The 16,457-nt window shown below is 59.6% G+C and carries 9 protein-coding genes; 7 read left to right on the top strand and 2 right to left on the bottom strand.

Annotated features, from left to right (window positions below; translation table 11 throughout):
* Positions 1-44 precede the first annotated feature (44 nt).
* The 7 genes from WMO66_RS12085 (at position 45) to WMO66_RS12055 (ending at position 15,108) form a co-directional block, all read left to right on the top strand.
* Entirely contained in the window at positions 45-1,580 is a 1,536-nt protein-coding gene (locus tag WMO66_RS12085) for an ABC transporter ATP-binding protein (protein ID WP_349136674.1), read from the top strand.
* The gene (locus WMO66_RS12080; RefSeq protein ID WP_349136673.1) at positions 1,577-2,701 is read left to right on the top strand and encodes an ABC transporter permease; all 1,125 of its coding nucleotides are present in this window, start codon (positions 1,577-1,579) and stop codon (positions 2,699-2,701) included. The genes WMO66_RS12085 and WMO66_RS12080 overlap by 4 nt, the downstream gene beginning before the upstream one ends.
* Positions 2,702-3,655, top strand: coding sequence for an ABC transporter permease (locus WMO66_RS12075; protein WP_349136672.1), 954 nt, complete (start codon positions 2,702-2,704; stop codon positions 3,653-3,655).
* A gap of 19 nt (positions 3,656-3,674) precedes the next feature.
* Positions 3,675-4,415 (top strand): nucleoside phosphorylase, encoded by a 741-nt coding sequence (locus WMO66_RS12070; protein WP_349136671.1) that lies wholly within the window; start codon positions 3,675-3,677, stop codon positions 4,413-4,415.
* A gap of 547 nt (positions 4,416-4,962) precedes the next feature.
* Complete coding sequence (locus WMO66_RS12065; protein ID WP_349136670.1) at positions 4,963-13,710, top strand: S-layer homology domain-containing protein; 8,748 nt, start codon at positions 4,963-4,965, stop codon at positions 13,708-13,710.
* 357 nt (positions 13,711-14,067) lie between these two features.
* Positions 14,068-14,478 (top strand): hypothetical protein, encoded by a 411-nt coding sequence (locus WMO66_RS12060; protein ID WP_349136669.1) that lies wholly within the window; start codon positions 14,068-14,070, stop codon positions 14,476-14,478.
* Between the two features lie 108 nt (positions 14,479-14,586).
* Positions 14,587-15,108, top strand: a complete 522-nt coding sequence (locus WMO66_RS12055) for a GNAT family N-acetyltransferase (RefSeq protein ID WP_349136668.1) — start codon at positions 14,587-14,589, stop codon at positions 15,106-15,108.
* A gap of 407 nt (positions 15,109-15,515) precedes the next feature.
* Here the strand turns inward: WMO66_RS12055 and WMO66_RS12050 are convergent, their stop codons facing one another.
* Positions 15,516-15,911: a hypothetical protein gene (locus tag WMO66_RS12050; protein ID WP_349136667.1), complete on the bottom strand. Its 396-nt coding sequence runs from the start codon at positions 15,909-15,911 to the stop codon at positions 15,516-15,518.
* 122 nt (positions 15,912-16,033) lie between these two features.
* On the bottom strand, positions 16,034-16,457 hold a 424-nt coding region (locus tag WMO66_RS12045), incomplete at its 5' end, for a hypothetical protein (RefSeq protein ID WP_349136666.1).

The raw sequence follows: 16,457 nt of genomic DNA, 5'->3' as shown, positions 1-16,457 counted from the left end.
TGTGGCGTTTCCCTGCCGGGTTTACCAACTAGGGGGATCATTTTATGGACAACTATGCGATCGAGCTGCTGCACATCACGAAGGTGTTTCCTGGCATCGTCGCGAATGACGACATCACCCTGCGCGTCCGCTATGGCGAGATACACGCCCTTCTGGGCGAGAACGGCGCCGGTAAATCGACGCTGATGAGCGTCCTGTTCGGCCTTTATCAGCCGGAAGAGGGCGAGATCCTCGTGAACGGCAAAAAGGCAGAGATCAAAAATCCGCGCACGGCCAATGCGCTGGGTATCGGCATGGTTCATCAGCACTTCATGCTGGTGCAGAACTTCACCGTGCTCGAGAACATCGTCCTCGGCGTCGAGACCGCAAAGCACGGCGTCCTGCAGATGGAGGAAGCGCGCAAGAAGGTGCTTGCCCTGAGCGAGCGCTATGGCCTGAATATCGACTGCGATGCCAGAGTCTCTGACATCACCGTGGGTATGCAGCAGAGAGTAGAGATCCTGAAGATGCTCTACAAGGACAACAACATCCTGATCTTCGACGAGCCGACGGCTGTCCTGACGCCGCAGGAGATCGACGAACTGATGATCATCATGCAGAACCTCAAGCGCGAGGGCAAGGCGATCATCTTTATCACCCATAAACTCAATGAGATCAAGGCAGTTTCGGACTACTGCACGGTCCTGCGCCGCGGCAAGTGCATCGGCACCTGCGACGTTTCGACCGCCAGCGTCGAGGACCTTTCCGAAATGATGGTCGGCCGTAAGATCGACTTCCATCTGGAGAAGGCTCCCGAGCATGCAGGCGATGCTGTCCTGACGCTTGAAAATGTAACGCTCAAGTCGGAGCGCAACCCGAACAAGAATATTCTGAATCAGGTCTCGTTCTCCGTCCATAAGGGAGAGATCCTCTGCGTGGCCGGTATCGAAGGCAACGGCCAGAGCGAGCTCGTCCGCGTGATCGTCGGCCTGCTGAAGCAGAACAGCGGCAAGATCCTGCTCAACGGCGAGGATGTCAGCCATGCCTCCATCCGCTACCGCAATGTGCACGGACTGGCCCATGTGCCGGAGGACCGCCACAAGTACGGCCTGATCCTGGACAATACGCTGGAAGAAAATCTGGCAATGCGCAAGTATTTCCGCAAGGAATTCCAGAACCACGGCTTCATCCGCTTCCATAAGCGCCATGAGCTGGCGGAGGAGCTCATCGAAGAGTTCGATATCCGCAGCAGCGAGGGCGCGAAGAGCACGGCCCGCAGCATGTCCGGCGGCAACCAGCAGAAGGCGATCATCGCCCGCGAGATCGACTCGGATGAGAACGTCATTCTTGCCATGCAGCCGACACGCGGTCTGGATGTCGGCGCGATCGAGAACATCCATAAGAACCTGCTCCGCCAGCGCGACGCTGGCAAGGCTGTTCTCCTCGTTTCGTTCGACCTGGAAGAGGTCATGAACATCAGCGACCGCATCATCGTCTTCTACGAGGGTGAGATCGTTGCCGATGTCCGTCCGGAAGAGGTTACGGTCAATGAGCTGGGCCTCTACATGTCCGGCAGCAAGCGGAAAGGAGCGGTAAAATGAAAAAACAGACAAGTCCCCTTGCTCCGCGCCGCCAGAGAGACTACGCGGGCGTGCTTTCCTCCATTCTGGCCATTCTGGCCGGTCTGCTCGTCGGCCTCATTGTTTTGCTGGCGACGAATCCCTCGAATGCATTCCCGGCCTTCAGTGCGCTCATCACGGGCGGCTTCTACAGCGGCATGAAGACCTTCGGCAACGTGCTGTATTATGCCGTGCCGATCATCATGACCGGCCTTGGCGTCGGCTTCGGCTTCAAGGCAAGCATCTTCAACATCGGCGGCGCCGGCCAGTTCATCGTGGGCGCCTTCTGCGGCGTCTATACTGCCAGCGTCTGGAATCTCCCCGGAGCACTCGGATGGATCGTTCCGCTGCTGGCCAGCATGATCGGCGGCGCCCTGTGGGCCCTGCTTCCCGGCCTGCTGCACGCCTATCGCCGCGTGAATATCGTCATTGCGACGATCATGATGAACTACATCGGCATGTATCTTGTGAACTATCTCATCAAGATCGCCCCGATCTATGACAATGTGAAGAACCAGACCCGCCCCGTGCCGGCGGCTCACCGCCTCCCGACGGCCGGCCTGGAGAAGCTCTTCCCGGACAGCTCCGCGAATATCGGCATCTTCATCGTTATTATTGTGGCCATCATCGTGTTCATCCTGCTGGAGAAGACGAATTTCGGCTTCGAGCTGAAGGCCTGCGGCAAGAACCGCGACGCCAGCATCGGCTTCGGCGTCGATGCCAAGCGTATGATCATGACCGCCATGCTCATCTCCGGTGCTCTCATCGGCCTCGGCGGTGCGCTGCTGTACCTTTCCTCCGCCGGTAAGTACATCAAGGTCGAGGACGTACAGGCGGCAGAGGGCATGAACGGCATTCCGGTCGCCCTGCTTGCCATGAACCACCCGATCGGCATCATATTCACCGGTATTTTCATCGCGTATATGCAGGTCTCGGGCTTCTACATGCAGACCTACGGCTTCACGACGGAGATCGTCGACATCATCGTTTCCGTGATCGTCTACTTCAGCGCATTCTCCTTCATCATCCGCGAAGGCATCCGCAGATGGCAGCTTCGCCAGAGGACGGATGTGCACCACACCGGGAAAGGAGCGGAGAAATAAATGAATCTGTTTATCTTTATCTGCCAGCAGACGCTGATCTTCCTCGTCCCGCTGCTTCTCGTCGGCCTCGGCGACCTGTTCTCCGAGCGCAGCGGCGTTCTGAACATCGCACTTGAGGGCATCATGGTCTTCGGCGCGTTCGCGGGCATCATGTTCATCCGCTCGGCAAGTGCCGCCATGCCCTCATGGCTCGTTCTGCTGATCGCGATCCTGATCTCGATCCTTGCCGGTATTCTCCTGAGCTCCCTGCACGCCTTTGCCTCCATCCACCTGAAGGCGGAGCAGACCATCAGCTCGACGGCCATCATCACGTTTGCTACGGCGTTCTGCATCTTCTATGCCCGCGTCATGCTCGGCACGGAGCAGGTCGTCTTCCGCAACACATTCCGTATCGACGCCGTCCCGCTGCTCAGCAAGATCCCGGTCCTCGGCCCGATCCTGTTCCAGAAGGCCTATGTCACGACGTATCTCGGCATCCTCGTCCTGATCGTCACGGCCTTCATCCTCAAGCGTACCCGCTTCGGCCTGCGCCTGCGCAGCTGCGGCGAAAACCCGCAGGCAGCCGACAGTGTCGGCATCAGCGTCTATAAGATGCGCTATGCCGGCGTCCTGATCTCCGGCGCTCTGGCCGGTCTCGGCGGCCTCGTGTTCATCCTGCCGACGACCACGACCTATACCGCCAGCGTCAGCGGCTATGGCTTCCTCGCCATGTCCGTCGTCGTGTTCGGCCAGTGGAAGCCGTGGGGTATCGCGCTCGGCGCTCTGTTCTTCGGCCTGACGAAGACCATTGCCGCGTCGTATTCCGTTATCCCGTTCCTGTATAACCTCGGCATCCCGGAGGCCTTCTTCAAGATGCTTCCCTATGTGGCGACGCTGATCGTTCTGGCGTTCTCCACGAAGCGTTCCAATGCGCCCGGCGTCATTGGCGTTCCCTATGATAAGAGCAAGAGATAATAATTGGAGGTAAATTACTATGGCTGTTTTTACAGATGAGGGCAAGACCTATCACGTTCGCGTGGGCAAGGGCGACATCGGCCGCTATGTCCTGCTCCCCGGCGATCCGTTCCGCACGGACCTGATCGCATCCTATTTTGATGATGCAAAGCTCGTCGCGCACAACCGCGAGCATAAGACCTGGACCGGCACGCTCAACGGCGTTCCCGTCTCCGTCGTCTCCACCGGCATGGGCTGCCCGTCCACCGCGATCTGCCTGGAAGAGCTGATCGCCTGCGGCGCGGACACCTTCATCCGCGTCGGCACAGCCGGCCGCGTCTGCGACCGCGCGTTCGACCCGACGCTCGACGGCGTCATCAACACCGCTGCCGTCCGCGACGAGGGCACGACGAAGCACTACATCCCCATTGAGTACCCGGCCGTCGCCGACCGCCACGTTGTCGCCGCTCTGGCCGACTCCGCCAAGCAGCTCGGCTACAACTTCATCGAGGGCATCACCCAGTCCAAGGACTCCTTCTACGGCCAGCACGAGCCGGAGAACATGCCCGCCGAGCCGTGGCTGAAGGCCCGTTGGGAAGCATGGCGCCGCGGCAATGTCATCAGCTCCGAGATGGAGTCTGCCGCGATCTTTGTCATCTCTTCCATCCGCGGCTGCCGCGCCTCCTCCGTCATGGCGTATTCCGAGATGCCGAAGAGCGTCGAGGTCGCCGTCGGTGCGCTGCGCATCCTCATCGAGCAGGATAAGGCTGCCGAGAAGTAATTCTGCAATGCAGCGACTCCCCGTGCCGAAAACGGTGCGGGGAGCTTTGCATTTTTGGACAAAATGCAATTGACATTCTGAATCCGGGACGATATAATCAAGGATGGTCCGGCTGGTACCAGACCATAAAATTGAATCACACGACTCGCAGAGACCGCGTGGCCGCAACGGCGGAGGATCCGTCAGGCGCGTTGGTAAACAAGGGAATGGGGATAATACCCCGAGAAGGCAGATGCCTTCTGGATGACCGTCGCTGTGAGCGCTGAGGCTGCTGTCCGTCGGCGAAAGCCGGTCATTGGGAAACTGAGAAGGCAGGGCGGCAGACGTGGCGGATGCTCCGCCGGAGGCGCAACTCAGAAGACCTACTGGGAGATTTCCATAGCCCGAATCGGTTGAGGGGATAGGTATGCTATCCCTTCAGCCGTTTTTTTGTTTTCCGAAGGGAAAACAAAGCGCCCCCCGCAGCTCAGCTGTGGCGGGGCTGAACCCTGCTTCTGCCGCTCCGGCGGCTGCCGATACACATTATCAGTAAAAGGAGAGATCGCTTATGCAAACGAAACCCGCAGCGTGCGGAAAGCGCCTGCTGGCGCTCGTGCTGGCCATTGTGATGGTCTGCTCGCTGCTGCCCGTCAGTGCGTTCGCAGCAGAGCCCGACTATGAGCTGCGCGTCCTCACGTTCGAGGATGCCGACTATAAGGGCGGAACGAACTTCGCAGGCGGAAACAACTGGACGAGTCTCATTGACAGCCCGCAGTACGGCGGCAAGATGCTCTACGGAGAGAGCGGCGCCGGTGTCGACTCCGTCGACGCTGCTTACAAGTGGACGGATAAGAACAATACCTGGCTCAGCAACACCCTGTCCGAGGGCTATGGCTCCTGGTGCTACTGGAGCGGCGGTCATGCCGTTTCCAACTATGTTTCCGGTGAGATCAGCAAGTACGGCGGCTTCGAGAGTCAGCTTACCGTTTATAAAAAGGACGTTTCCGGTCTGGAGCGGACCGGCGGCGGCCACAACGGCTCGAATAACTTTGCCGTGCATTACGGCTATGCAGATAATTCCGGCTATGGCCTGACCGAGGCCTCCCTGCCGACCCTAACCTTTGCCGACGGCACCGCCCGTGTCATTGACCATATGTATGTCAACAACATGGACTATGCGCTCAACTGCTACATCGACGGCAACGGTCTGACTGCCAAGATCGGCGACGACGATTGGGTCAAGCTGGTCGCAACGGGCTATAACGCGGCAGGGGAGAAGACCGGAACGGCCAGCATCTACCTCTGCAACGGTCCGAAGAACATCATGATGGACTGGACAAGGTGGGACCTGTCCGGCCTTGGTAAGGTCCTGAAGGTCACGTTCAATGTGACCGGCTCCAGCGATAACGGCTATGGCTTCTCGCAGCCCGCCTACTTCGCCTATGACGATGTGGCAGTCCGCTTTGAAAAGGCGGCTGCGGTCGTCCCGGCGACCGGCGTGACGCTCGACAAGACCACGCTGAATCTGATGACGGGCGAAACGGCCGTTCTGACGGCAGCGGCACAGCCGGAAAACACCACGGATACCTTGACCTGGACGACCGGGAATGAGGCGGTCGCTACGGTCGCGGACGGTGTTGTGACTGCGGTCGGCGCGGGCAGCACCGTCATTACGGCAACGTGCGGCAGCGTGAAGGCCGAGTGCACCGTCACGGTCACGGCCAGCCCGCTCACGGTCAGCGTCGGCGGCAAGACCAGCCCCCTTTCCCGCGTTGGCGGCGAGGGCGAGACGAAGTACCGTGCCGTGCTGCCCTACGGCAGTGATGTGACGATCCATGTGGCGGATGCGAGCTTCCTGCTCGTGACGGACAAGAAGAGCAATTATCTCAACGAGGCTGGCGCGAATCCCTTCACCCTGAAGGCTGCGGAGCTGGAGACGGCCCTGCTGACGGACAAGGATGAAAAGCCCTTCACGCCTGCGGAAAACAGCAAGGTCGCCTATCTGAGCATTATGGATGTCATGGCGGGCACGACGTATGAGCTGTATCTCGAGCTGACCCGCGAGGTCACTCCGGCGACCGGCGTGACGCTGGACCAGACGGAGCTGACGCTGACGGCGGGAAAGACCGCTTCCCTGAAGGCCACGGTCCAGCCGGAGAACACGACGGATACCATTGTCTGGAGCTCCTCGAAGGAAGAGGTCGCAACGGTGGAAAACGGGATCGTTACGGCGAAGGCGGCCGGCGAGACTGTCATCACTGCGACGTGCGGCACCGTGAAGGCAGAATGTGCCGTTACGGTCACGCCCCCGGTCATGGCCTCGGCTGTAACGCTGGATAAGACCGAGCTGAACCTGTATACCGGCGACACGGCGGCCCTGACCGCTGCAATCCAGCCGGAGGATACGACGGATCCGACCATTGCCTGGACGACGACGGATGCAGAGGTCGCTTCCGTGCAGAACGGCGTCGTGACTGCCGGAAAGACCGGTACGGCCACGATCACGGCCAGCTGCGGCGAGGCAAAGGCACAGTGTGCTGTGACGGTCAAGGCTCCTGCGGAGCCTGCGCAGAAGGACGGCGTGTATCAGATCGGCAATGCCGACGAGCTTGTCTGGTTTGTCAAGAAGGTCAACGGCGGTGAGAATGCGATCTCTGCCATTCTGGCGAAGGATATCGATCTGGCCGATGTGGTCTGGGCGCCGATCGGCAATGGCAGCGTAGCTTTCGCGGGTAGCTTTGACGGTGCAGGGCATACTGTCTCCAACCTGACGGTGGACTATACCACGGCGGCCTCCGGCGAGAGACTGTATCTCGGCCTGTTTGGTCAGGTCGAGGGCACGCCCGAAAAACATGCGGTCATTCAGAACCTGACGGTCACGGGCAGCGTGAACGCGGCAAGCGAATTCTCCGTTTATTCGGGCTATGTCGCAGGCGTGGTCGGCTCTGCCCGTTATGCGGAGCTTTCCAAGGTCATTTCCCGCGTGGATGTGACGGCCGACGAGAGGGTCGGCAGCACCTCCTCCGTGGGCGGTCTGGCCGGTGTCATGATCGACACGACTGTGACGAACTGCGGCAATGAAGGCGATGTCACCGGCGTGAACAACCTCGGCGGCCTGTGCTATGAGCTCTATTCCGGCACGATGACCGGCTGCTATAACACTGGCAGGATCACGGCGACCGGTACCTATGTCGGCGGTCTGATGGGCTATGCCAAGCAGGCGACCATCACCAATGCCTACAGCACCGGCGATGTGACCACCGAAAAGACGCTCATGGGCGGTCTGATCGGCGTCATGGAGAAGTCCTCCCTGACAAATGCCTATGTGTCCGGCAAGGTCACGACGGCTGTGGCCAGCGGCGCGATCGGCGCAGCCGTGGGCAGTGCGGATCAGGTCTCCAATGTGTATTACCTCGGCAGCGCTTCCGCGATTGGCGACGAGAACGCCACGGCGAAGACCGCAGAGGAGCTGAAGGCGCTGGCACCGACGCTCGGCAGCAGCTTCAAGGAGAATACCGGCTGCGGCGGCTATCCGCTTTTGGCGTGGCAGGAGGCCCGCGCACATCAGTATGAAGACGGCGTCTGCACCGTCTGCGGCGCGAAGGATCCTGCAGCGCCCTATCTGCTCGACGGTGTGACCGATGCCGCTGCGGAAGTTCAGACCGGCAAGAGCTATCAGCTCGACGATCTGATGGACGGCAAGATCTTCGGCGTGAAAAACGGCACGCTGACCTACAAGAACTACTTCTACACCATGTCCTCCGATGGCGGTGCGACGTGGAGCGGGGAGCAGCACTTTGAGGAAGCAATGTTCGGCGGCGTGAACAAGAGCCTGATCCAGAGCAAGGCAGGCACATATATCTATAAGTTCCGCGCAAAGAACGATGCCGGCTACTCCGCCGATACCTGGACGCTGACGCTGACCTTCGTCGATGTCGTCGAAGCGAATATCAACTTCTACGTCGGCCGTGACCAGAACTACAGCACAAACGGCAATAAGTACCCGATCCTCAAGATGTACAAGACCGCGGGCATCGACGAAAATCAGTTTGACTATGTCGGCTGGTTTACCGATGCCGAGGGCAAGACCGTGTACGTCTACAACCCCGCCGATTACACCATCATCGACGGCGAAGAGAAGGACTATGTCGAGATCGACGGCACAAAGTACGAGCTGCACGGCTACGAGGAGGTCCGGTTCACCAACAGCGCCTTTGACGCAGCCGACGAAACGGCGACGGCCAGCAACACGGTCGTGAACAATTACAACATGTTCTACGCCACCCTGAGCACCGGCCGCTACTCCACGCGCGGCTACGGCTGGAACACTGCGACCGAGGCCTATGACATCTATCTTGGCGGTCAGAGCCTGCCTCTGCCGATGGAGAAGGACATCTACGGCGGCGGCGGCAACGACATCCATCTCGGCGTTGTCAGCGTCTACGCTACGACCAGGAACGAGAAAAACGAGTACTTCGGCACGGACGACTACCATGTCGAGATGATCATGCCCGTTACCGGCAGCATGATCCACTCCGGTACACACTATACCTACACCCGCTACGGCAGCGACTACACTGCCTTCCCCTTCCTGTCGTGGGAGGCGCAGAACGCTTCGCTGTACAACATCTATGCTTATCCGACGAACACGGAAAAGTATATGTTCAATCAGCAGATCAACCAGACCACGGCGCCTTCCTACAACGTCGTAACGAAGAACATCACGATCGCCAACGCCGTGGAGCTGGATATCACTGCGCCCACGACGGCGGAGTTCACCCTGTTCTTCCAGTACAACAACTTCAACACCAGAGCGGTCGAGCCGTACAAGACTGCGAAGGACGACGCGACCGGCATGACCACCTATTCCTACCGCGTTTCTGAGCGCAACAACAACTACACATGGCGTCTGGTCGATGAGACCGGTACCTATGTGACCAAGGCCGGCTGGCTGTCCAGCCTCAACCAAAAGACGGAAAAGACGATCACCTTTGACTCCGGCGCGCCGACCGACAGGAAGTCTCACAGCTTCAAGGACCTCGGCACGACGGTATCCTCCCGCGACGAAGCCGACCTGCAGGTCTTCCTGAGCCACAGCGGCTTTATGAGCGTGAGCGACACCTACCGCATCCGCGCGTACCGTATGTGGGAGCTAATCAATAACGATGCAGGCAACATCATGGTCGAGCCGAGCTTCAACATTCAGGTGCTGCAGGGCAATCCGGCGGACGTTACGCAGGTCAGCGGCGGCAACGCCGTAGGCAACTGGCTCGACGTGACGCCCACCGGCACGGACATCGTGGCCGTCACCTACGACGCCATCGACCTGTACAACGACAAGGACGTTGCCGGAACCCACGGCGGTCTCTTCCCGGCAACCGCCCCCGAGCGCACCGGTGTGTTCGTTATCACGAACAAGGCAGCCGGCAAGGCTGACGCCGTCATCCGCTTTAACGGCGGCACGACCAGCCCCCGCGGTGCGGAGTGGGACTACAACTACGACACGTGGTACTACCTTGACACCGACGAAGCCCCCACGCTGGACTTTACTACCACCAAGGGCGCGACGGCCAGCTACGCCGTCGTCACCACCGACGCTGCCCTGAACAGCACCCTGTCCGGCTGGACGGAGCTTACGGCGGACGAGAACGGCATGTTCCACGCCTCCCTCCTGCCCTTTCGCACGGCAAAGACGCTCGGCGGCACCGTCATCCTGAAGCTGACCGATTCCACCGGCACGTCCTACCGTCTGGCGCGCGTGGCGCAGATGAGCGTCACCGTGAAGAATGCCTCGAATGACGGCGAGCCCATCATGCCCGGCGATAAGGTCACGCTCTCCTTCGACGGCCTGTATCGCGGCATGGATAAGGTTTCCGGTATCTTCAACCCCACGTTGCTATATCTGAACTACAGCGCGGAGGAAGAGGAGTCCAAGGGCCAGCTGACTCAGTACTGGCAGATGGACAGAGCCTCCGTCACCGTGGAGATGCCCACAGACATCACCTTCCCCGAAGGCTCAGACAAAACGACCGTTATGGTCACCGACGGTTATATCTCCGGCGGCATGTACTCCGCCGCCAGCCCGTTTGATACGCTGTACAATATGACCGACACCGGCGTCGGCACGAACTTCTCCGCGGTCACCACCAGCTTTGTTGCCAGCCGTCTGGCAGATGTTTCCGTCGAGGTCAACACGAAGGTCACCTACAACGTCAAGCTCGTCCCCGTGGACGAAAACGGCAACGCGATCGACGGCCTCACCCCCACGTTCACCGACCGTGACAACAAGGCAGTGACCGCCGAGGCCGACGGCACCTTTAAGCTCGGCTATGGCCCGTATTCCTACGCCGTCGAGCAGCTCGGCTATGTCCGCACCACCGGCTCCTTCAAGCTCGGCTCTGCTGACGCAGCAAAGGTCGAAAACGGCGTCCTGACCATCAAGTTCACCGTCCGCAAGGCGGCCGAGAACGCTTGGGACGGCAAGACCACCACGGAACCTGCCACCGACGAAAACGGCGTTTACCTCATCGGCACCGGCGCAGAGCTGGCATGGTTCGCCCAGAAGGTCAACGGCGGCAGCGCCAAGCTCTCCGGCATCCTGACGGCCGATATCGACCTCGCCGGTTACGAGTGGACGCCCATCGGCACCGCTTCTAAGAAGTTTGCCGGTACCTTCAACGGCCGGAATCACACCATTGATCATCTTTCCATCAACTACAGCAGCAAGACCCCGATATCGCTCTATCGCGGCCTGTTCGGCTGGGTCTCCGGCGCCAACGCCACCAACCGCGCGAAGATTGAGAACCTGACGGTCAACGGCACCGTTGTCGCCGGTTCCAACAAGCCTGTTAACGATGCTTACGTCGGCGGTATCGTTGGCCGTGCGGACTATGCCGACCTGACGAATCTCCATTCGAATGTCGATGTTTCCATCAAGCGCACGGCCGGTAACTACTGGCAGAGCGTCGGCGGCGTTGTCGGCGGTGCTTACTACAGCCTGAATGTTACCAACTGTTCCAACAGCGGCAATGTCACCGGCTGGCGCTACTGCGCAGGTATCGTTGGCAACATTTCCAGCGGCAGCCAGCCCAGTACCATCACCGGCTGCGTCAACACCGGCAGCATCACCGCACCCAGCACCTGCGCAGCGGGCATTGTTTCCAATCTGCCGAACGGCTGTAAGGTCACGGCCTGCTACAACACCGGTGCGATCAAGGCCGGCGGCAACTATCCCGCCGGTATCGTCGGTTACTGCGCGAACTCCGAGGTCCGCAGCTGCTTCAACCTCGGCACGGTCACCTGCAACACAACCTTTACCTATGGCTCTGTCATTGGCACGGTGAGCAGCGCAGATGCCGTCATCAAAAACCTCTACTACCTCGAGGGCACCTGTGAAAAGGGCGGCATCGGCGCCGTGAAAAATGCCGAGACCCAGACTGCCGCTGTCAGGACCGCAGAGGAAATTGCGAACGCGGAGTTCGTTTCCACGATGAACGCCGATCTGGCAGAGGCTGCCTTCACGAGCGGCTGCACCGCGACGAAGCATCCGATCCTCCTGTGGCAGGCCGACGCGGAGCATACCTTCGCGAACACTGCCTCTGATGTCATCAAGTCGGAAGCTACCTGCACCGAAGCCGCGGTCTACTATGTCAAGTGTGACAACTGCGATGCGGTCAGCAATACGCTGACGGTCAAGGTCGGCGAGCCGCTCGGCCACGATCTGACTGTGACGGTCGTGGAACCGACCTGCGAGAAGGACGGCTATACCGAGTCTGTCTGCGCGCGCTGCGGCCTCAGCTACCGCACGAACTATGTGGCAGCAAAGGGCCACAGCTATGTGGACGTCGTGACGGCTCCGACCTGTGAGTCCGCCGGTTACACGACGCATACCTGCTCCGTCTGCGGCGACAGCTATGTCGACGCGATGCTCCCGGCCACGGGCCACAGCTATGAGGACGTTGTGACGGCCCCAACCTGCGAAAAGGGCGGCTACACGACGCACACCTGCTCCGTCTGCGGCAGCAGCTATGTCGATACCATGACCGATGCGCTCGGCCATGATTATCAGACCGTTGTAACGGCTCCGACCTGCGACGCCATGGGCTATACGACGCATACCTGCACGCGCTGCGGCGACAGCTATGTCGACAGCTATACGCAGGCGGCGGATCACAGCTACACGAGCGAGGTGACGAAGCAGCCGACCTGCACGGAGGAGGGCGTTCGTACCTTCACCTGCACGAACTGCGGCAAGAGCTATACCGAGTCCATCCCGATGATCGCTCATAGCTATGAGGAGGTCAAGACGGATCCGGACTGCACGCATATGGGCTACACGACCTATACCTGCTCTGTTTGCGGCGACAGCTACAAGGCCGATTTCGTGGATGCAGCGGGCCATGACTGCGAGGCGACGGTAGTCGCCCCGACCTGCGAGGGCTACGGCTACACGGAGAATCACTGCAAGCACTGCGACTACACCTACATCAGCGAGATCCGTCAGCCGCTTGGCCATGACGACAAGCTGACCGGCGCGAAGGAAGCCACCTGCACGGAGCCGGGCTACACGGGCGACATGGTCTGCACGCGCTGCGGCGAGGTGCACAGCAAGGGCGAGGAAATCCCTGCTCTGGGCCACGACTACGGCGACTGGACGACGGTGAAGGAAGCCGATTGCTTCCACACTGGTCTGGAAGAGCGCAAGTGCGGCCGCTGCGGCGAGATCGAGCAGCACGAGACCACAGCAGAGACCTGCCCGAGCGAAGCCTACACGGATCTCGACCGGAATGGTTGGTATCACGAGTACGTTGACTGGGTGCTGAAAAACGGCGTGATGAACGGCGTCGGCGGCGGCCTGTTCGAGCCGAACGGCGAGACGACCCGCGCAATGCTGGTCATGGTGCTTTACCGTATGGCGGGTACGCCGGACATGGCGGGCCGCGAGAGCAGCTTCACGGACGTGTCTGCCGACAGCTGGTATGGCGCGGCGGTGATCTGGGCCTCGGAGAACGGCATCGTTAACGGTGTCGGCGGCGGACTGTTTGATCCGGATGCTTCCCTCACGCGCGAGCAGATGGCGATGATGCTCTATCGCTTTGCGGGCTATCTCGGCAGCAATACCGAGAAGCGCGCCGACCTGAGCGCCTACGGCGATGCCGACGCGGTCAGCGCATTTGCGCAGGATGCCATGGCATGGGCCGTTGCAGAGGGCCTTGTCAATGGCCGCAGCGCAGCGGAGCTTGCGCCAAAGGCCGGTGCAACGCGCGCGGAGCTGGCGACGATCCTGTTCCGCTTTGCGGCGCTGCAGAACGCCTGAAGCAAATTACGCATAAGCAGCGAACGAGTGCCCCGGGTTCTCCCGGGGCACTTTGTATGCGGCACATAGAAAAATCGGAAAAAGGCCTTGACAAAGGGGCCGACAGTCCCTATAATAGAAAGTAACCGAACGGTTACATAAACAGCCAGACGCAAAGACGCAGTGCTGATCGCGGTTCCGATCATGCGCTGCGTCTGTTTTTTGAGAGGAAGATTTTATGAACGCAATTCGTTATCCCACGAGCACCGCAGCACTGCGCGTTATGCGCGGCAGCGCCGTGGGTATCCATGGGCGTCCTGCTGGCGGCCGTCGCCGCCGAAACGTCAAGAGCGCAATGAGAGAAAGGGGGAATTTACCATGAAGCTGTATTTTGGAAACGCCGTCACGACGGCAACGACACTGATGATCCTTACTCTGCTGGGCTACATCGGCGTTTCCGTCTGGAACCGCGGCAATATCGCCTGCTGGGGCAGGAGAACGCTGCTCCTGCTGGTGTTCGGTCTGGTCGTCTGCTGCTTTGCGGCGGCGCGGGACGGGCTGGACAAGACCATCCAGCACACCATCGACGGCAGCTGCGCGCCGGGCGTGTTTCCGCTCGTCAGCGTTCCGACCGTCGTCGGCTGTGCCGGTGCGCTGCTGATCGTCGTCGCCGCGATCGCCACGCCGATCGCCAGAACGCAGAAAATGCGGGAGCTCTGGTTCTATGGAATGTCCGGCGGCGCGGTCCTGAAGATCGCCACCATGGAGATCGCGCGGCTCGTGCTCTGAGACCGCGCGGAGAATTCTTGGACTGTCAAAAAAGATCCGTAAAGACTTTTTGACGAGCTGCATTCTGGCAGGAGACCTCCCGCCGTATGATCGGAAAGGAGAAGAAGCATGGAAAAGAAAAACGCATTTACGATCACGCGAGCCCGGCCGGAGGATGCCGCGGCGCTGCTGGACTACCTGAAGATCGTGGGCGGCGAGACGGACAACCTCAGCTTCGGCGCAGAGGGCGTGCCGCTTGCGCCGGAGGAGGAACAGGCCTATCTGCGCACACAGGTCGATTCGCCGGACCATGTGCAGTATCTTGCCAGGGTGGACGGCGAGCTCATCGGCACGGCCAGCCTGAACCGCAAGCCCGGCCGGATGCGCCACCGCGGCGTGTTCGGCATCAGCCTGAAGCGGGCGTGGTGGGGCTGCGGTGCGGCTTCGGCCCTGACGGAGGCCGTCCTTGCCTTTGCGCGGGAAAACGGCTTTGCCCAGCTCGATATCGAGGTGCGCAGCGACAATGTCCGCGCCATCCGGCTGTATGAAAAATTCGGCTTCCGGAAGCTGTGCACCTTCCCGGCCTTCTTCCGCATCGGCGGGCAGGACATTGATTTTGATGTGATGCTCCTGCAGCTGCCTCAAATCTGACTGCAGCGGCGTGCCCTTTCCGGGCGGTGACCCCGTGGAGACAGGCAGCGTTTGCGGCATAACTTCAGTGGTGCAAGGCAATCTCGCAGTACTCGGCTGGATAACAGGAAAACCATGGCGAATCCGTAAGTTGCTGCAGAAGATTGCACCCCAGGGGAACTTCCACGCGCTTCGCGCTCAGGGCGCCGCATCGGCCTTTGGCCTCCGTGCAATGACATGTCAGGGTGGTGCGACGGTGCACCAGTGCCCTTCTGTCGTTGAATTGTCCTGTACAGGGCGCTCACTGAGCGCCGCTACATTTTCTCTCGCACAGTGGCCTTGTGCGGCGAGCGCCGCTATGGGCCAGACAGGCAGAATTGCGCAGAGAACGATGCAGCTGCTGTTGACGGAACCTGCTAAAGTTGAAATTACTGACTTCCAATAGCTGTTTCCGACTGGCAGAACAGACGAAACTCCTGCGAAAAAGCGACAAAGCCCGATTCATTGTCCCTTCCATCCGAAAAATACAGATACAGCGAAAACCCGGATGTGTCCAGATGATATTTTTGACACAGGTACTGCCGGAACCGCTGCTCGAATGTGATCCGGTAACCCGCCAAATCAAAGACTGCGACGATGTAACCGGTCATCAGGTCCAGCAGTCTGTCCAGAGACGGTTGACCGAGATAACCTCCGGGCCGTTCCAGAATAACGGACAGCGTGGAAAGAAATTTTGCCTCATAGACCTGCGTAGATTCTGGCATAGAGGAATCTACTTTCCTCCTGATGGGGCTGTAGGCCCAGTCATACCATTTTTCTTCCATGCTTGCTTCTCCTTATGCGGCGTGTCCCCCCCTGCAGCGGGCTCGGGATGAGTCAGAGGGGGAGCTTTTCCTTTCACAGGTTTCCTGCACTTGCTCGTTACGGATTATATCGCGATTCAATATTATAACTTTGGTAGTATTGACCTACACAGTCTACCATCAAATGGAATATAATGTGTGTACAAGCACAGCTTACACTCCGTATTGAAAAACGGATACCTCTCTCTTCTCCACGCCGGGTCTTCTTCCAACAGGGTAATATGCGGCTTCTCTCCGCGGCACAAGCCCCAATCAAATGCACACCACATTTTGGTCACGCCACCAGTATCTATTGACACGAATTCCAAGTCCTTCACAATAGAGGCATCCGGTATTTGATCACCCCACCAACCGTATAGGCCAATGCACATGGTTTCATCATAGCGCTCCGTCGGAGCAAGCCGTACAACTGGTTCCCGCCAGATATCGACCACACGAAGGATGACATACTTCTGGTAGTATGGAGAATCTTTCATCTTCGGACTTAAAATCTGATAAGCCAGCAGG

The sequence above is a fragment of the Faecousia intestinalis genome, from assembly GCF_040096185.1.
Classification (GTDB): Bacteria; Bacillota; Clostridia; order Oscillospirales; family Oscillospiraceae; genus JAZOXB01.
The sequence above is the reverse complement of the archived record's forward strand: the minus strand, read 5'-3'. Positions and strand labels throughout refer to the sequence as shown.

Bases quoted from the DNA above. Each gene is read 5' to 3' on its own strand.
- WMO66_RS12085 (WP_349136674.1), top strand. From the start codon at position 45: ATGGACAACTATGCGATCGAGCTGCTGCACATCACGAAGGTGTTTCCT.
- WMO66_RS12080 (WP_349136673.1), top strand. From the start codon at position 1,577: ATGAAAAAACAGACAAGTCCCCTTGCTCCGCGCCGCCAGAGAGACTAC.
- WMO66_RS12060 (WP_349136669.1), top strand. From the start codon at position 14,068: ATGAAGCTGTATTTTGGAAACGCCGTCACGACGGCAACGACACTGATG.
- WMO66_RS12065 (WP_349136670.1), top strand. From the start codon at position 4,963: ATGCAAACGAAACCCGCAGCGTGCGGAAAGCGCCTGCTGGCGCTCGTG.
- WMO66_RS12055 (WP_349136668.1), top strand. From the start codon at position 14,587: ATGGAAAAGAAAAACGCATTTACGATCACGCGAGCCCGGCCGGAGGAT.
- WMO66_RS12050 (WP_349136667.1), bottom strand. From the start codon at position 15,911: ATGGAAGAAAAATGGTATGACTGGGCCTACAGCCCCATCAGGAGGAAA.
- WMO66_RS12075 (WP_349136672.1), top strand. From the start codon at position 2,702: ATGAATCTGTTTATCTTTATCTGCCAGCAGACGCTGATCTTCCTCGTC.
- WMO66_RS12070 (WP_349136671.1), top strand. From the start codon at position 3,675: ATGGCTGTTTTTACAGATGAGGGCAAGACCTATCACGTTCGCGTGGGC.